This window comes from Desulfosediminicola ganghwensis (genome assembly GCF_005116675.2).
GTDB lineage: Bacteria > Desulfobacterota > Desulfobulbia > Desulfobulbales > Desulfocapsaceae > Desulfopila > Desulfopila ganghwensis.
The window spans coordinates 4261432-4279205 of sequence record NZ_CP050699.1; the positions used below are offsets into that span (position 1 = coordinate 4261432).

A 17774-nucleotide genomic window follows, 5' to 3' on the forward strand; every position below is an offset into this window, starting at 1 on the left:
ACCACTCCCACTTGTATACAGCAATGTCAGCAATACATCAACACCTTTATTAAACATTGTTACATAAGCTCAACCTTATCTTGAAGACAAGAACACACTTTACCATGATTAATCCTTTTATATTCAGCATCTTCAACCAACATGGCTTCCCAGGGAACTTTTCACCCACAAGGGCTTCAAACAATACCGTTATTACCTTTATACCTACTGTATATACAGTAAATAACGCTATTTAATTGACACAACAGTCAAAACTTGGAATAGTTCGGATAACATTGTTACTGTCAACTTTTTTAGTGAAATTTAATTTATGAAAACTCCAACAATTCCTTATTGTTCCAGAACAACAGCCTGTAGCAGGGAGCAAAATATGCTGAACCCTATCCCACGGTTTTCATGTTTTTTTCATATATATGACAGGCTAGATATATTTCTTTGCACCTTGAACACCCGGCACACCGGCAACCAAATCAGCACAAGCTGAACAAGGGCATTTCTGGACAGGAAAAATATTGTTTCACATCAATGGAAATGAATTGAACCCCTTGAAATGCATACAGGCACCAGCCAATTTTGCATGAACATTCTGTCGCGACATGGAACACTGATGAACAATTCGGACTAAAAATCGATTCACAGACAGTTGCCCAGGTCATATCTGCACTTTGCATTCAGAATTACAGGATAAAATGGTTTCTTCTACTTCAACAAAAGCTGCAAGGTCTGTACCGCACACCATTCCGGTAAAAATAATCCTGCCGGTACTGCTCTCCATGTTTCTTTTTATCGCTACTTTTTTTGGCTATATTCTGCCAAGGATGGAAGAGCAGCTCATGGAGCGCAAGCGCGAAATGATTCTGGCACTCAGCACCTCAGCCATGAGTTCAATTCAGCACTATGCTAAAATGGCTGACGCAGGTGAACTGTCTATCAAGGATGCTCAGGCCAAAGCTATTGCACATCTGCGTGATCTACGATATGGCCCTGAAAACAAAGATTATTTCTGGGTCAACGACACGTACCCCCGAATGATCATGCATCCGTACCGGCCTGATCTGGAGGGGCGTGACGTTACTGATGAAACCGACCCTGCGGGCCAAAAACTCTTTCAGGACTTCCTCGCCGCCGTTAAGCAGGACGGGGCCGGTTACGTCACCTACCACTGGCAGTGGCAGGACGACCCGAATCGCATATTCTCGAAAATTTCCTACGTCCAGGAGTATAAACCATGGCATTGGATTATCGGCACCGGTGTCTATGTTGAAGATGTCCATAGCCAGATAGCCGCGATCACCCAGAATATGACGTTCTTTTTTCTGGCAGTGCTGATTGTCATTGCTTTTCTTTCGGTCTATATCATCCTGCAGAGTGCCACTGTCGAGAACAGACGAAGATTGGTAGAAATTTCTTTGAAAAAGAGCGAGACCCGATACCGGTTGCTGACCGAAACCGCTCGCGAGATGATCCTGCTGCTCGACCAGGATCTGAGGGTCAACTATGCCAATACAGCCTTCAGTAAAAACTGCAACTATCCTTTCTACATGATCCACGGCACCTCCATTCTCGATATTCTTCCCCAGACCAGGCATCAGCCATTCCTCAGGAAAATCGATTATCTCAACAGTGATGCCAGTGACGCCTCAATACTCGAGACGTACTTCATAACCAATGAGAGGAAGGAACTCCCCATCGAAGCGACTTTCGCCCGCATGGAATCACCTGAAGGATTACCCACTTTTCTCCTCACAGCCAGGGACATAACAGATAAGAAACGGGCAGAGGAAGAAGCCAGACTCCGACAGGAGCAGCTGATGCAAACCAGCAAGATGGTTGCTCTCGGTACCCTGGTAGCCGGCGTCGCCCACGAAATCAACAACCCTATTTCCTCAGTTATGCTTAACTTCCAGGTATATGAACGGTTCTGGAAGGCAGCTCAGCCTGTATTGGATGAGCATTGCGAGCGAAGCGGCCAGATCGACATCGGTGGCATGAATTACCAGCAACTCAAAGAACGAATGCCAAAGCTTCTGCAATACTCCCAGGAAGGCGTCTCGCGGGTGAAACGGATCGTCGGCGAGCTTAAAGAATTTTCACGTCAACACCCGGCCGATCTGCGTGAGGCAGTCAGCCTCAACCAGGTTGTTGAAACTTCAGTGGGATTACTGGCCAGCTTCATAAAAAAGGCGACCACCAACTTCAGTGTAGAGTATGATGAAAATTTACCGACCTTCCCCGGCAACAGCCAGAGACTTGGCCAGGTGATTATCAACCTGCTGGTGAATGCCTGCCAGGCAACAAGCAGCACCGACATGCCAATTTCTGTCCGCACCTGGTATCTCGAGGAGTCTGAAGAAATCATCCTCGAAGTGCAGGATTCAGGTATAGGTATGACCCCTGAGCTGCTTGAGAGGATAAAAGACCCCTTTTTCACCACAAAACGGGACAATAACGGAACCGGCCTTGGCCTCTCTATCTCGGATACCATTATCCGCAACCACAGGGGCTGGCTGAACTTTAAATCAGAACCCGGTCGCGGCACAACCGCCACAGTAAGGTTGCCGCGTTATGACATGAACGAAGTTGCAGGAAGAATGATATGATGAACCTCAAAAATCCGTGCGACCCGATACTCGTGGTCGATGATGAAGAGTCCATTCTGCTCTCAGTTGACACCATTCTGCAAATGGCTGGCATGAACAACGTCATTACCTGTTCAGATAGTCGACAGGTACTATCCATTGTTGAACGCAATTCACCAAGTGTAGTGCTGCTTGATCTGAACATGCCCCACGTGAACGGGGAGGCGATCATTGAAAAACTGAGTGCACACTATCCGAGAATACCGATAGTCGTCATTACAGGACGAATCGATGCCGAAACCGCAGTGGATTGCCTGAAATCTGGTGCAGCCGACTATATTGTCAAACCGGTCGACGAAGAACGGCTTTTAGCAACCATCCGAAAAACACTGCGTTCAGGTGAATTGCGGGACAGCAAATCAGACTCGACCAGTAGCACTGGTGACAAAATTATCCGCCCGGAATGTTTTAGCCATATCATCACCCAGAGCCCGAAGCTGATAGAGATATTTGAGTACCTCGAATCTATCGCCTCCACCTCTGAACCGGTTCTCGTTCGCGGCGAGACAGGAACCGGCAAGGAACTCATCGCTCGGGCAATACATAATCTCAGCGGTCGAAAAGGTGAATTTGTCGCTGTTAATGTCGCAGGTCTTGATGACAACGTATTTTCCGATACATTGTTCGGCCACGTCAAAGGCGCTTTCACCGGTGCTGACATACAACGCTCCGGCCTTATCGAGCGGGCAGCTGAAGGCACCCTCTTTTTAGATGAAATAGGCGACCTCAGCCCTGCCTCCCAGGTAAAACTTCTGCGCCTGCTGCAGGAGCATGAGTATATGCCACTTGGCCAGGACAGCCTCCGCCGCAGCAGCGCCAGGATAATCACCTCCACGCATGTCGACATCTGGGATCTGCAGCGCAGGAATATTTTTCGAAAAGACCTGCACTACCGGCTGCGAACCCACCGGGTCCTTATGCCGCCACTCAGGGACAGAAAGGAAGATCTGCCGCTGCTGCTGGACCACTTCATTGACAAAGCTTCGGACTCACTCCTTAAAAACCGCCCGAACAGGCCGCCGGAATTGCTCACGCTGCTTGAGACCTACACTTTTCCTGGAAATGTACGGGAACTACAGGCAATGGTCTTTGATGCCGTGGCCCAGCACAAAAACGGCACCCTCTCAATGATTGTCTTTCGGGAACATATGGCCCGCATGAAACAGCTTGAAGCAGACGAACAGACCATACACTTCGCTGACATCACCGGAACCACGAACGAATACGCCGGCAGTCCGGCTTCATTCAAATCACTGGAGACCCTCCCGAGCATCAAACAGGCCACCAAGATGCTCATTGAAGAGGCGATGGAACGTGCGGATAACAACCAATCCATTGCCGCCTCACTCCTCGGCATCTCCCAACAGGCACTCAGCAAACGTTTAAAGAACCTCTCCCAGGAAAAATAATGTTGAGGCCCGCTATACGTTGCAGAAGCCCCTACAATAAAAGTTGTAACCACAACTTTTATTGTAGGGGCCCGGAATTGCCTGGTATAAGTGGATAAACGCTTTCCTTCCCTTCCCCTACAACTTTCGTTGTACCCCTCACCATCACACGGAATCTGCTTTAGACCCTGATTTATCGTCTATTTTATTAATATCACCATCTGGCACCAAACTTGCTCAATAATTACCAACATTAGGTCACCATCAGACAGAAAGGATGGCACACATAAACCCTTATTAATGGAGAGTAAAGTATGGCAGATGCAAAAGCTACCCCTATGGGAAATCCGGCAGTGGTCGGCCTGGCAGGTTTCGGTCTGACAACATTGATCCTCCAGTTCCATAACCTCGGTCTCTGTGGAATCGGCCCCGTCATCGCCCTGGGACTCATCTTCGGCGGTACGGCTCAGCTCATCGCCGGATATCAGGAGTTCAAGGTTGGAAACAATTTCGGCTACAGTGCCTTCTGCTCGTATGGCGCTTTCTGGATCGCACTCGCAATTATCCTGCTGATGAACAAGTTCGACATCTATAAGTCCAGCGGCACTGATGTTGGTTACTTTCTGGTAGTATGGACCCTGTATACCGGCATTATGTGGGTAGCCGCTATGCGCATCCATGGTGCCATGGCATCCACTTTCACCCTGCTTCTCGCCGGCTTCATCCTTTTGGATCTGGCCCATTTCGGCTTCCCGGCAATGACCAAAGTTGCCGCCTACGTACTTATCCTCTGTGCCCTGAATGCCTGGTACATGATGGCTCACGTCATCTTCATGCAGGTTTTCGGTCGTGACGTTCTGCCCGTCGGCAAGCCATGGATCGATCCCAAACCAGCCACAGCTGAGCTTCAATCCGCTAAAGCCTGATACAATTTGAGCACACAGTCGCTCATTTGACCCTTTCGGGAGTCAGCACCACCCACCACCCGCTGACTCCCGAAACTGCTGTACAGCTCGTCCCTGTCAGGTGACAGCTCACTTCCACCTGCCCTTCTTAAACCACCACCTTTTGAGATGGCCACCTGACAGGCATGAGTCCTCTTCTTATCGCCTGAGCGCACCAAACCGATTTCATTTGGCGTTATAACAACAGTCATTGGATGAGCAGAAAATGAGCAAATGCTACGATTCGCGCAGGGCCTCCGCCGGATCAAGCATTGAGGCACTGTAAGCTGGATGCAGGCCAAAGACGGCACCAGTTGCCAGCGCAGACAAAGGAGCAAGCACAAAAGCCGGCGTTGAAAAGGCGATCTCCCACCCGGCATAGAGCTGTACCCCATAAGCAAGCAGCACCCCTGCCAATATCCCCCAGAGACCACCGGAGAACGTCATCACCATAGAATTCCACAAATAGAACCAGAGTATTCTTGCCCGACTCGCTCCCAAGGTCTTTCTCAAACCTATTTCCCGGGTCTGCTCCGAGACATTGGCCAACATCACATTCATCACCCCGATACCGCCAACCACCAGCGAGAGTCCGGCAATTACTCCCATGACCAAAGAAAAAAGTCTCTGATTTTCACGGACTTCACGCATCAGACTGACCGGCACTACTAACCTGAAGTCTTCGATTTCACCATGATTTCGACTGAGCAGATGATGAACCTGCTCGGCAGCCTGCAACACATTTTTTTCACTGCCGTCCACCAGCCTCAGCACAAAACCATCCAGACGACGGACATCATAGATAGATTGCGATATCGGCATAGTGCTGAGCACCATCATCACACTCTTGTCAAAATTCAGGGCCGACAGACCTGTTCCTTCGGTAAGCAATCGCCCTCGAGATTTTAAAGCGCCAATGACAGTAGCTGCATATCCCCCCAGGTGGAGATGACTGCCCTGATTCAGCTTAAGTTCTCTCGCGAGTTCTGAACCAACAATACAATAACTTTGGGCATCACGTTCATCACGGGTGTCAAACCAACGTCCCCAGCCCAGTTCCAGCTTCTCTGCCTTGAACCACTCAAGGGATACCCCCATTAAGGTCCCTGTCATCCGTCCCTTATCAGACGAGATATGCAACTCATCACGTCGCTGGTAGCCACCAAGATACCCCCTTGACCCAAGCCAGTTTTCTAATCTGTAAAGATCGTCGATGGTCAACCCTTTTGACAGGTTCTGAACGTTCTCGCCAGAAGCAGCAAGACTATCGGTAGAATCTTCCACACGGAGTGTATCTGTCCCAAGCGAGCTGAGTTTTTCCACAGCCTTACGCCTGGCTCCCTCACTGATCGAAAGCATCGCGATGAGGGCCGCCACACCTATGCCGATGCCAACGCTGCTTAATACAAAGCGCAGGGGGCGTCGCCGTAAACCGAGAAATGCGTCACGTATATCACACCATAATTGTCCAGCATGCATCAGATCGCCCCGACGACTGCATTTTTACTCTTAAAAAGAGACAGGCGATAGCTGCCATACTTCACCGCATCCGCATCATGGGATACCATTATCACACTCCGCCCGAGCTCACTCTGCTGCCTGAGCAGCTTCAAAATTCGCCCTGAATTGTCCGCATCCAGACTCCCTGTAGGCTCATCTGCAAAAATAACCTCAGGATCCCGTACCAGTGCCCGGGCAAAGACCACCCGCTGCATCTCCCCTCCGGAGAGTGTCGCCGGGTAACGATTTTGCAGCTCAAGCATCCCTACATACTCAAGCATTTCACAGCTTCGCTGGTATACCTTTGTACTGCCAATCCAGGCACCATACAGAAACGGTAAGGCAACATTTTCCAGCACCGTTTTGTGAGACATGAGATGGGGGGTCTGGTGAATAAAACCAAATGATTCATTGCGCAATTGCGCAACTTTAAAATCTGAAAGCGACGCCAGGGAGGTACCACGAAACTCTACAATGCCATCGGTTGGACGGTCGAAACCACTCAGCAGATTCAACAGGGTCGTCTTACCTGAACCGCTCGGCCCGGTGACAACCCAGAACTGGCCCGCATCCACCTCTACGTCTACAGGTTCAAGCGCCCGCACTTTTCGCCTGCCGATCGCATAATCCCTACTGATATTCTGAGCTTTGAGAATCAACTCTTCCATTTGTAACCATCCCGGTTTCAATAAAGCGTGCTGCGAATACGGTCTCCTTCCTTCAAGCCCCCTACCACTTGTACCCACTGAACTCCCTGGGCACCAAGTTCGATATCGGTGAGCTCAATGGAACCACCTGCCACCTTGTACACATTGGTCGAGTCATTTTTAAAAACCACCGCCGCTGCCGGAATCACCAGAACGTCATTGACCTCCTGATGAATTATCTCCACGGTTGCAGACATTCCCACATGAACTTCCGGAATTTTCTCATCGAGCTGAATTCGTGCAAAAAACCTGCGAATGTTGGCATTTTGCCTGTCATCTTCAGCAAGTGAAGAGACGTTCTCCACTTCGCCCTGAAGTCCTACCCAGGGCATTGCATCAAGTTTGACCACCGCTCTCATTCCTGATGAAATTTTAGCGACATCCACCTCACGAATCTGTATTTCCACCACCAGTTCATGGGTATCCGGTACCTCCAGGAAGGTCTGCCCGACCCAGATCGAGTCCCCAATCTGAATTTTGCGAGTACCATTTTCTCTTGGCACCTCTGAGTATAATAAAATTCCGTCAGCTGGTGCCCGCACTACACAATTTCGCAAATCGCCCCGGGCATTTTCCAGAAGATGCAAGCCGCTGGCTACCTTTCGCCTGGCTTTTTCAACCTGCCCGACCCTATTCTGAATCTGCAAGGCAGCAGTTCGCAGAACACGCTGCAATTCACTCCTGGAAGCGTTGACCAATAACTCGGCCTCCCTCATCATCTTTGGCCACTTGAATTCATTGAAATTTGCCAGCTCTTCCCTGGCGACATTTACCTCCTCTTTTGCTGTCTCAAACTCATCCTCTGCCTTTTCGAACTCCCTCTTGCTGGCATGTCCACGCTTCAAAAGCATCCGCATATCTTCCAGATACGACGCAGCCAACCGATGACGCCGCTCTGCCTGCATCACCTTCTGCTCAACCTGTTTTTTTTCCAGCGGGCCTGAACCATTTTTGATATTTTCAGCCTCAATTGCGGCAATCTCCACTTTTCGTTCGGCCTCTTCAATCTTGCCGTGTTCTTCCTCTTCCTGAAGCATCAGCAATTTTTCCGCAGCACCCAGGGTGGCATTGGCATCGCTGTACTGCTGCTCCAGCCTGGCCACATCATCCTGAAATGGCTTCGTATCAAAACGCGCCACCACCTGTCCCTCATTGATTCGTACACCTTCCTTCATCAGCCACACGATCTTGGCCTTGTCTGACGAAATTTCACTTTTAATCGGAGCAATTCTCGCAGGCCTTACTACCCCTCGCTCTGCGATGGTCACGTTGAATGAGGCTCTTTTCACATCATAAATTGACTCGGGCGCCAAAGTTGCTTCTTCCTCCTGCCAGCTGCCTCGGGCCAAATACAGTGAAGCTGTTATGACAAGCCCGCCAACCAGCAGCCAACTCATGAAAAATAATCGTGAACGTTTGGTTTTCATAACGACTTTCACCTCACCGAAATACGCAGCCATTCGGTATTCAGAATTCCCATAACGTAGGCCAACTGGATTGCCGCGTTGTTGTACTCCACCAGCGATCGTGAAGTTCCCAACTCCGCGTCGGAGAGTGCGCTCTCGGCATCCAGCATATCCAGGTTATCGCTGAGCCCCTTCGCATAGCGACTCTTGGCCAGGTCTATTGCCAACCTTGCCTGCTCGAGTTGCCTCCGGCTCACCTGATGCCGCTGCTCTGCCATCTGCAGCTCGGCAAAGCCATCTTTTATTTCCCTCCTGATCTTTCTTCTGAGCGTCTCCCCTTCACGGCGCAAACGTGACATCTCCAGCTGTTTTCGTAAAAGCGCCGATTTTTCTGCCCTGTCATTTATCGGTGAATTCATCTGCACCTGAAATGACCAGTTCGTGTCATCCAGCTGAAGAGCCTCTTCAGCAGAATCACCTTCCCCTCGCTGCTCCACGGTAAAGCTCAGACCAACGTCGGGCAACAGGTCCCGTTCCACCTTGTACATCTCCCGCTTGGAAATCTGCACATTCATCAGATACTCCTGCCAATCCAGTCTGTTATCCAGCACGGTCCGTTCCCAGTCGGCCGGTAACACAGGCATAATTTTATCTATTCTTGCCTGCCATTCCAGTTCCGTCTCCTCAGGCAGGTGAAGCTGCTCCCTGAAATCGTCATACGCCTGTTGACGTCTGCGTTCCTGTGCTTGCAGCATACTCTCCGCATTAAGGGCAGCCAGCTCTGCCCGGTACACATCGACTTTGGAGACAAGCCCAACAGACTGCCGTGAAACAGCTGAGTCCAGGTGTTCTTTGCTTCTCACCAATGCCTGCCGGCTCTGACGCAGCAGTTGGTCTTCCAGCAGCAGGCTGTAATATTTCTGTGAAGTGGTCAATACCAGGGACTGCATCTGCCTGTCGCCATCAATGGATGTAAGTTCATTTCTCAGGCGCGCCACATCCAGATTAGTAAGGTTATATTTTCTGCCCCACCTTCTGAACAACCCCTGAGACACCCGTACAAACGCGCTGGCCGAGTTACGGTTTTCAACCACATAGTCAGTGTCTTCATCTACCCGGTTACCAACTACGCCATAGGTGATATTTGTTCCCGTTTCGACCTCCTTTCTAAACTCCACCCCAAGCTGTTGTGAGCCTGTGCCTTCGGTAAAACCTATGGATGTCAAAGGCACTATCCTGGTATCGAACTGATGTTCAGCCAGGTTGACATCTATTTCGCTTATCTGGAGCGAATCCCGCACATCCAGCGAGGTATCAGATTGGATCAATGCGACATGAACAAAGTCGAGAAGTTCATGATCGACTGAACATAGGGCCGGGATTGGCTGCAGAAACAGGGCAACCATTAGCAACATACTTCCTGTTAAGCCGTAACAACAGGACATGGGATTTGTTTTCTCCTCTACTCTTTCCACCCTGCCGGGTCGCTCAATAAACAGTACCTGTGAAATGAAATCATTATGCTCGCCTATGGTGGGCATGACTCATGGATGTCGAGTTCGCCACCGAAGCACTGCTATTCTAGAAATTATACAACATCACAGAGGCGTTTAAGGGCATTTGTGTGTCAGGCTTGGATTCCGTTTATCTCTTCTGTTTTTATCTTCAAACCTTTAAGACAAACTATCCGACCTGGCAGAATACCTGGCCGGACATTGAATTGATATACTCTGTAAACAGGTTGTTACCCTGGACGCCAACAGACCCGCAGGCAAATAGCCCCACCACAAAGTATAATGCAGCCCGCTGGAAACTTCGCTTGAGAACATCTGTTTCACTCATTATAGTACGTCGAATCCTTCATTTAACACAAATCATTTTATGGACTTTCTTCTGCCGACAATTTTCTTTTTATCCTTTCTCACAGCGCTCTCCGGAGCAGTGATGCCCGGCCCACTGTTCTCTGTTGCTGTCACCGAGACCCTGCATCGTGGTATAAGAACCGGACCTCTTATGATAATTGGTCACACAATGCTTGAGTTAGGGCTTGTAATCTGCCTGCTGGTCGGTCTGGCACCAGTTCTTACTAGGCCGGAAATCTTTATAACGATATCCCTGATTGGTTCTGTGATCCTTCTCTGGTTCGGTATCACCATGTTCCGTGACCTACCGAAACTCACCCTCGTAGTCGAAGCGGAGAACTACAGAAACAAAAATCTGGTCCTTACCGGTGCGTTGCTCAGCCTTTTCAATCCGTTCTGGTTGCTCTGGTGGTCCACAATCGGCCTTGGCTATTTGCTGCAGGCGCTACACTATGGCCTCGCCGGAGTTACCGTTTTTTTCATTGGCCACGCCCTGGCCGATCTTGGCTGGTATGCGTTTATATCTTACGGGATATGTCGAGGACGCCACGTACTCAAGAACAGCCACTACAAAGTTGTGGTTGGTTGTTGCGCCGCATTTCTCCTGGCAACCTCCGGCTGGTTCTTTTACAACGGCATTCACAAATACCTATACATTTCCAAATAGTTATACCGGAGCGCAAGAGTGAATAAAAATACTGAAAACCCTGTTCCCGAAAATTCCGCAACAGCCTCCACAAAGCCCTCATCTTCTTATGGCTGCGGTGAGTATCGTGAGGAGATGATTTTAGCAGCACTGCAACGGTCACTCCAGAATCCGGATCTGACTGATCAGCAAAAACAGACTATCGAAAAGCAGGTGAGAGAACTCGAAATATCGATGGGACTTTAAGAATATTACAATACCGCCTACAATGAATGGCCGGGAGAAGCCAGATAAAAGCGAAGGCAAGGCCAATAGCACAGGAAAGAGCAAAGCTCCTTCCTGTCTTAACCCTGCTCTGTTTTCTCATTATTCCTGAAGCCCAGCCAGAACTCGTCGGAAGTTCAACGTAACTGCGCAGGCGTATAGACTGTGAATGTAGAACTCATACACGCACTCACGGATTCAGCCATATTACAATTCATCGCATTGTAATACCAAAACCGATTTCGAGGTAGTTTCACTCTCCCCCTTTCCAGTGTCCCTTCACAAACCTTAAGCTGAAAATCAGTTATAATCAGATTACGTTTTGCACTCTTCTGCCACTCCGAGTGAACCAAATTTTCTTTTTCTATCGCTTTATTTGTGAATTACCCTGCACATTCATATACTTTAGAGAGGCATTTCAGCCAGCTTTAACCGGAAGCAATGCCCCTCAATAAAATCCGGCACAAAACCGATACGGGAGAAAAAAAATCTCACCTTCACTTAACCCGGAGGAAGAATGAAGAGTGTATTGGAACTTACAGACTACATGGGGTTTCAAGGTTTACTCGATGATGAAGAAAAGCTGGTCCGTGAAACGGCCCGCACTTTTGTCAACGAACAGGTATTGCCCATCATTGATGAGCATGCCCAAAATGAAACCTTTCCCCAGCACCTCGTTCCCATTATGGGAGAGATGGGTTTTTTCGGCCCAAGTCTGCCTGTCGAATACGGTTGTGCAGGCCTCTCCAATGTAGCCTATGGCCTTCTGATGTATGAGCTTGAGCGTGGTGACTCGGCCATTCGTTCCATGGCATCCGTACAGGGCTCGCTGGTTATGTATCCCATTTACGCCTTCGGCAGTGATGCACAGAAAAAGTACTGGTTACCAAAACTCGCTTCCGGTGAGAAAATCGGTTGCTTCGGGCTTACCGAGCCCGACTTCGGCTCTAACCCGGGGGGCATGAGGACTCACGCCGTAAAGGAAGGTAACGGACGCTGGCGAATCAATGGCACCAAGATGTGGATCACCAATGGTTCCATCGCTGACGTAGCGTTAGTCTGGGCCAGGACTGATGAAGGTATCAGCGGATTTCTGGTACCCACCGACAGCGATGGCTTTACTGCTCCACGCATGAAAGGCAAATGGAGTCTCAGGGCCTCGGTAACTTCCGAGCTGGTCCTGCAGGATGTCATGGTGGATGAAGAAGCGAGTCTTTTACCAGATTGCGTCGGCTTAAAGTGCCCGCTCAAATGTCTGACCCAGGCTCGTTATGGTATCGCCTGGGGTGCACTGGGAGCGGCGGACAACTGCTATCAGACCGCACTCGAATATGCCCAGAGCCGTATCCAGTTCGACAAACCAATTGCGGGTTTTCAGCTTCAGCAGAAAAAACTCACGGAAATGGTCACGGAACTGACCAAGGGACAGTTGCTGGCCCTGCAACTCGGACGCCTGAAAGACCAGGGGACCTTCACCCCCGCCCAGGTCAGCATGGCCAAGATGAATAATGTAAAAATTGCGCTCGATATTGCCCGTAGCGCCCGCACTATGCTGGGAGCCAACGGCATCATGGGAGAATACCCGATAATGCGGCACGCCAATAATCTTGAGTCAGTCTATACGTATGAGGGTACCCATGACATGCATACCCTGATCATCGCCGAAGCGGTTACCGGCATAGCTGCTTACAGATAAGACACCAAGCACATATCAGATCCCACGACATTGTCTGCCGCTTGTCGAACCAGTTGTCGGGCAAGCGGCAGACGTATCTCTTTTTTCGGCTCTTACAGCTCCATGATCTCCTCGGCACCAAACTCGACCACATCGCCGTCGTGGGTCAAGCCTATCCAGTTACCTTTATCATCAAGCGCTTTGACCAGACACTCGAACTGACCGCCATCGAGCAGATCGATTCGGCACTCGCCTACCTGATCCAGGGTAACGACCTGAGCCAGAGTTCTTGCTTCGACAATCTTCTTGAACCGGGCGGTACCTTCCTCGAGCTTAATTATCTGGGCGTATACTTCAGGATCAATTTCAGCGATGCTACCTTTCAGCTCATCCACACGATTTTTCATCTCGACGATCTTACCGATGATCTCTTCCATCTCCTGCTTCTGGTTCTCTTTCATTGAAACCAGAATGTTCTTATGCAGTTCGATATCTTTCTCGATAAAGCTTATTTTCTGCAGCACCTGCTCCACTTCTGTCGCGGCCTCAGTCATTATCTTCACCCTCACCTACTGTAATTTCGTGGTTCATCTGCAATAATTTCAAAGAATACACTATGCCAATTGAATGGAAAAATGGCCATCACTTTCCAATCAGGTAAGCAGCTTCTGGTGCACCGTTCAGAGAAAAACCTGCACCAGGATCAGCGTTATTTCTATTCCACAACAAGATGAAATCTATTGAAATATATGCGATCATTCGACTACATTCGCCCATGGCCTTTTAACTGCCACATTGCCGGGGTCCCAAAGTTCATAGTATGTCATACTATTATTCTTTACCCCCGTCTGAACCCTAAAATCATCGCGTGAGGAGAAATCGTGTCTCAGTGGTTGAAAAAAAACTGGTTCCTGCTTGGTCTGATAGGCGCAGGTGCTCTTCCTCTCATGGATATCAGCGGGATAACTGTTGATGCAGGCAGGTGGGCAAAAGCCAATCACGGTCCTGACATCATCATCGTACTGATATTTTTTCTCTCAGGCCTTGCCTTAAATACTCGCCAGATACGCGCCGGTTTCGCCGATTACCAGGGTACCTTACTGGCACTTCTGGTTATTTTTCTACTTTCTCCAATTGTGGCGATTGTATTTTCTTTCCTGCCACTACAGGCCGGAGTGCTGATCGGCCTGCTGCTGGTAGCCGCAATGCCTACAACGCTGAGCAGCGGAGTGGTTATGTCCGGCAGTGCCGGCGGCAATATGGCACATGCGCTTCTTATCACTATAATTGCCAACAGCCTTGCTGTGATAACAATTCCTTTCTCTCTGGAACTTCTTCTCTCTTTTGCCGGGCATGAGCAAGAGGTTGTCATCGATCAACTGCCCATTATGTTGAAAATTGCCAAGCTGGTACTGCTACCTCTTCTCTTCGGTATCTTCATTCGCAATAACTTCGGAAAATGGGTCCAGCAGGTTCTACCCTACACCTCTATACTCAACCAGACCGGGATACTCACAGTTGTCTGGATGGCCTCCTGCCAGGGTCGCGAAGCCATAGTTGGCAGCCTCGGCTCCGTTCCACTGGTCATTGCGCTTACCTTCACCTTTCACCTCGTACTGGTGCTCCTTGCCCTCCTTCTTACAGGTTGTACCGGAATTGGCAAAGGCCGGCGGGAAAGTGTTATTCTGATGGGAGGCCAAAAGACCCTGCCGCTCTCCATCATCCTGCAGGTCTCACTTTTCCCAGAGTATGGTCTGGCGCTGGTAGTCTGTGTGCTTCACCACATAACGCATTTGGCAATGGATGGATTTCTGGTACAGTACCTCAAAGAAAAACAGTGATCAAAAGTCAATTTGAAAGAGAACTTCAGCCATGAACAGTATCCCGCTCTATCCGGATTCCTGCAGCCTCTCGATGCAACTGCGGCCTGTTCTGCACGATCGTCTGCGCCTGCTGCCCGAGGGCATATCCGAATTCACCTTTGCGAATCTCTACCTGTTTCGGGAAAAGCACCAGTATACGCTTTCCCGTCTGGTCAATGGGCAGCTCATAATTCTTGGAAATGATAACGGGGCAGACTTTTTCATGCTGCCATTCGAACTGCCCGACCAAAAGACCCTGAGCCAGCTCTTCAAAGAGCATAGCTCAATGAAATGTGTCTCAGAACCGCAGGCGAGCCAACTCGAAGCCATGGGGTTTACAACGACAGAGGACAGGGATAATTTTGACTACCTCTATTCACGCCAGGAATTAGCCGAGCTGAAAGGCAGAAAATTTCACAAGAAACGTAACCTGATAAAAGCCTTTATCAACAACAACGAATACCTCGCTCAGCCCCTGCTGGACGAACATATAGCTGATGCCCTGCAGATTCTTGAGCTATGGCATAACGAAAATATCGAGAGGGGTGCTAAAGATTACAATGCCGCCCGTGAAGCCCTGGAGCAATCCTGGGATTTGCAGCTCTGTGGAGGGATTTACTTCGTTGACGGTCAGCCGGCTGCTTACAGCCTGGGTGAAGAACTCGCCAACGGAACCAGCTTTGTCATCCATTTCGAAAAAGCGGTGGGCGGTTTTAAGGGCCTCTATCAGTTCATCAATCAGACTTTTGCCGCCATCCTGCCCAGTTTTTACATGACCATCAACAGAGAACAGGATCTGGGTGATCCCGGTCTTCGCCAGGCCAAACACAGCTACAAGCCCATTGGCTATGTAAAAAAATACAGGGCAAGCCTGTAAGCGGCCGGCCCTGTACAATGGAGCTATCTCAAACTGGTGCACATTGCAGCACCTGTCGACTACATCAGCTTTTCCTTCAAATTCGAAGCAGTACTGATTTCGATATATGACGGACCATGACTGGCACCGAAGCTGCCGGCCAACACGATAATCAGGTCATCATCCTTGAACTGTTTCTCATCCAGCAGTCTGCAGATTGACTTTCGGAGCGGCTCTGCAGAACTCTCCTCCCGGGATATGGTCTCTGCGTAAACTCCGTACGAGAGTGACAGGCGACGCATCACCTGCTCATCATAAACCTGTCCGTAAATAATATTGCAGCCCCGATATGCTGCAAGCTCCAGGATTGAGTTACCAGTCTGGGAGTCTGCAACAATGGCCTGGGTCTCAAGCCGCATTGAGGCTTTTACCGCGGCTTTGGCCAGGTAGGCGGCGATCCTGTTTTCATGGCTGTAAGCGACATCCAGGGGATTTCGCTTTTGCTCTTCCACCTCTTTGATTACTTTGGCCATGGTTCGCACTGCCTCCTCAGGATATTTGCCGTTGGCAGTCTCTCCTGAGAGCATCAGTGCGTCGGCGTGGTCGAGGCAGGCATTTGCTACATCTGACACCTCGGCCCTGGTCGGCCGTGGCGATTCGATCATGGTATGAAGCATCTGAGTTGCGACGATCACCGGGCTGCGCCTTTCAACGCAGGTTTCAATAATCCGTTTCTGAATGAGTGGGATTTTCTCCGTAGGCACTTCCACCGCCAGGTCGCCACGCGCTACCATGATCCCGTAGGCGTGATCGAGAATCTCGTCAATATTTTCCACCCCCTGAGAGTTCTCAATCTTGGCGATAATCTTGATCGGCGAGTTCATCTCACCAAGTATCTCAGAGACTGCCAGCACATCTTCTTTATTTCTGACAAAAGAGTGGGCAATGAAATCAAGATTGTTTTCCGCTGCAAAGCGAATGAACCCCTTGTCTTTCTCGCTCAAGGCGGGCAATTTCACATGAACTGAGGGGATATTGATGCTTTTATGTTTTTTGATAACACCATCATTTTGCACAATACAGGAGAGATAGCTGTCGTCTTTGGCGGTAACGGTGAGCCCCACCAGACCATCATCAATCATGATCGAGCTGCCCACAGGAATATCTTCGACGAATTTATCGTAATTGACACATATCACGTCATCATGGGAGTCCTCGTCCGGCGCGCCCTTGAAGCGGATGATATCATCCACCTTGACGTTCAGAGATTCTGCCATGTCACAGGTCCTGATTTCCGGGCCTTTGGTATCAAGCAGCAATCCGATCTTGCTGGAAACAGCCCTGGTGTTGCTGATTACCTCCAGGGCATCGTCGTGGGTCATATGCGCGGTATTGAGGCGAACCACGTTCACCCCCGCATCATAGAGCCGTTTGATAAATGGTACAGAGCAGTTCAGGTTGGAAATTGTCGCTACAATTTTTGTCTTTTTCTGCATGATTGTGACCTTCCTTGTACAAGGGGTAAGCTTTAAATGCCGTACTCCCGGCCGCAATAATTACAACGAATACAGCCACGGTTCACCAGAAGTATGGCATAAAATCCTCGTCCGTTCCACGCAGAAACCAACCTGTTTATCCTCCGGCCAGCTTCACCGTGAACCCTTTTTTCTTCAGGCACTCCACCAGGGCCTGTCGATGATCTCCCTGAATCTCGATAATACCGTCTTTCACTGTGCCGCCGGTACCACTGTTCTGCTTCAGTTCTTTAGCCAGCTTTTTGAGTTCTGCCCCGACCAGAGGTACTCCGCTAACCAGCGAAACCCCGCTTCCCTTGCGTCCTTTGGTCTGGCGGCTCACCCTGACCACGCCGTCATTCGGCACATCCTGCCGCTTTGGAGCACAACGACACTTCTTTAATTGTTGCCCGCAATCGGGACATCGCCCACCAGTCTCGGTTGAATAGACCAGGGTGGAATCACCTGATTTTCTCATGTTCTCAATTTCTCCTGATTCTCTTCCTGTTTC

16 protein-coding genes are annotated in these 17774 nt (G+C 49.7%); 8 read left to right on the forward strand and 8 right to left on the reverse strand.

Translation table 11 applies throughout. The features are described 5' to 3' along the window. The first annotated feature begins 689 nt into the window (after nt 1-689). The 3 genes from FCL45_RS18210 (at nt 690) to FCL45_RS18220 (ending at nt 4953) form a co-directional block, all read left to right on the forward strand. The gene (locus FCL45_RS18210; protein ID WP_136798502.1) at nt 690-2600 is read left to right on the forward strand and encodes a cache domain-containing protein; all 1911 of its coding nucleotides are present in this window, start codon (nt 690-692) and stop codon (nt 2598-2600) included. Next, nucleotides 2597-4048 (forward strand): sigma-54-dependent transcriptional regulator, encoded by a 1452-nt coding sequence (locus FCL45_RS18215; RefSeq protein ID WP_275942938.1) that lies wholly within the window; start codon nt 2597-2599, stop codon nt 4046-4048. The genes FCL45_RS18210 and FCL45_RS18215 overlap by 4 nt, the downstream gene beginning before the upstream one ends. A 293-nt stretch (nt 4049-4341) precedes the next feature. Continuing rightward, nucleotides 4342-4953 carry an acetate uptake transporter gene (locus FCL45_RS18220; RefSeq protein ID WP_136798503.1) on the forward strand — a complete coding sequence of 204 codons (612 nt, stop codon included), beginning with the start codon at nt 4342-4344 and terminating at the stop codon, nt 4951-4953. Nucleotides 4954-5208: 255 nt separating this feature from the next. Here the strand turns inward: FCL45_RS18220 and FCL45_RS18225 are convergent, their stop codons facing one another. The 5 genes from FCL45_RS18225 to FCL45_RS18245 form a co-directional block, all read right to left on the reverse strand. Next, a complete protein-coding gene (locus tag FCL45_RS18225; RefSeq protein ID WP_136798504.1) occupies nt 5209-6450 on the reverse strand; it encodes an ABC transporter permease in 1242 nt (413 codons plus the stop codon). Then, nucleotides 6450-7139: an ABC transporter ATP-binding protein gene (locus FCL45_RS18230; protein WP_136798505.1), complete on the reverse strand. Its 690-nt coding sequence runs from the start codon at nt 7137-7139 to the stop codon at nt 6450-6452. Before FCL45_RS18230 ends, FCL45_RS18225 begins: the two co-directional genes overlap by 1 nt. Before the next feature lie 17 nt (nt 7140-7156). Continuing rightward, the gene (locus FCL45_RS18235; RefSeq protein ID WP_167495823.1) at nt 7157-8605 is read right to left on the reverse strand and encodes an efflux RND transporter periplasmic adaptor subunit; all 1449 of its coding nucleotides are present in this window, start codon (nt 8603-8605) and stop codon (nt 7157-7159) included. An 8-nt stretch (nt 8606-8613) separates the two neighbouring features. Beyond that, nucleotides 8614-10125 carry a TolC family protein gene (locus tag FCL45_RS18240; RefSeq protein WP_136798507.1) on the reverse strand — a complete coding sequence of 504 codons (1512 nt, stop codon included), beginning with the start codon at nt 10123-10125 and terminating at the stop codon, nt 8614-8616. 142 nt (nt 10126-10267) lie between these two features. Further along, nucleotides 10268-10426, reverse strand: a complete 159-nt coding sequence (locus tag FCL45_RS18245; RefSeq protein WP_153305559.1) for a hypothetical protein — start codon at nt 10424-10426, stop codon at nt 10268-10270. A 39-nt stretch (nt 10427-10465) separates the two neighbouring features. Here FCL45_RS18245 and FCL45_RS18250 point away from each other — a divergent pair, with 39 nt between their 5' ends. From FCL45_RS18250 to FCL45_RS18260, 3 genes are all read left to right on the forward strand, one after another. Beyond that, entirely contained in the window at nt 10466-11113 is a 648-nt protein-coding gene (locus FCL45_RS18250) for a LysE family translocator (RefSeq protein WP_136798508.1), read from the forward strand. Between the two features lie 18 nt (nt 11114-11131). After that, nucleotides 11132-11338 (forward strand): hypothetical protein, encoded by a 207-nt coding sequence (locus FCL45_RS18255; RefSeq protein ID WP_136798509.1) that lies wholly within the window; start codon nt 11132-11134, stop codon nt 11336-11338. A gap of 535 nt (nt 11339-11873) precedes the next feature. Beyond that, nucleotides 11874-13052: an acyl-CoA dehydrogenase family protein gene (locus FCL45_RS18260; protein ID WP_136798510.1), complete on the forward strand. Its 1179-nt coding sequence runs from the start codon at nt 11874-11876 to the stop codon at nt 13050-13052. Between the two features lie 92 nt (nt 13053-13144). Here the strand turns inward: FCL45_RS18260 and FCL45_RS18265 are convergent, their stop codons facing one another. Then, complete coding sequence (locus FCL45_RS18265; RefSeq protein ID WP_136798511.1) at nt 13145-13585, reverse strand: hypothetical protein; 441 nt, start codon at nt 13583-13585, stop codon at nt 13145-13147. A 327-nt stretch (nt 13586-13912) separates the two neighbouring features. On the opposite strand from FCL45_RS18265, the gene FCL45_RS18270 reads away from it, so the two are divergent. Both FCL45_RS18270 and FCL45_RS18275 read left to right on the forward strand, forming a co-directional pair. Then, nucleotides 13913-14872 (forward strand): bile acid:sodium symporter, encoded by a 960-nt coding sequence (locus tag FCL45_RS18270; RefSeq protein WP_136798512.1) that lies wholly within the window; start codon nt 13913-13915, stop codon nt 14870-14872. A 31-nt stretch (nt 14873-14903) separates the two neighbouring features. Further along, nucleotides 14904-15770 carry a DUF2156 domain-containing protein gene (locus FCL45_RS18275; RefSeq protein ID WP_136798513.1) on the forward strand — a complete coding sequence of 289 codons (867 nt, stop codon included), beginning with the start codon at nt 14904-14906 and terminating at the stop codon, nt 15768-15770. A 59-nt stretch (nt 15771-15829) separates the two neighbouring features. Here FCL45_RS18275 and pyk read toward each other — a convergent pair whose 3' ends face one another. Then, nucleotides 15830-17245, reverse strand: a complete 1416-nt coding sequence (gene pyk / locus FCL45_RS18280; protein ID WP_136798514.1) for a pyruvate kinase — start codon at nt 17243-17245, stop codon at nt 15830-15832. Between the two features lie 136 nt (nt 17246-17381). Then, nucleotides 17382-17741, reverse strand: coding sequence for a translation initiation factor Sui1 (locus tag FCL45_RS18285; protein ID WP_136798515.1), 360 nt, complete (start codon nt 17739-17741; stop codon nt 17382-17384). Between the last annotated feature and the right edge of the window lie 33 nt (nt 17742-17774).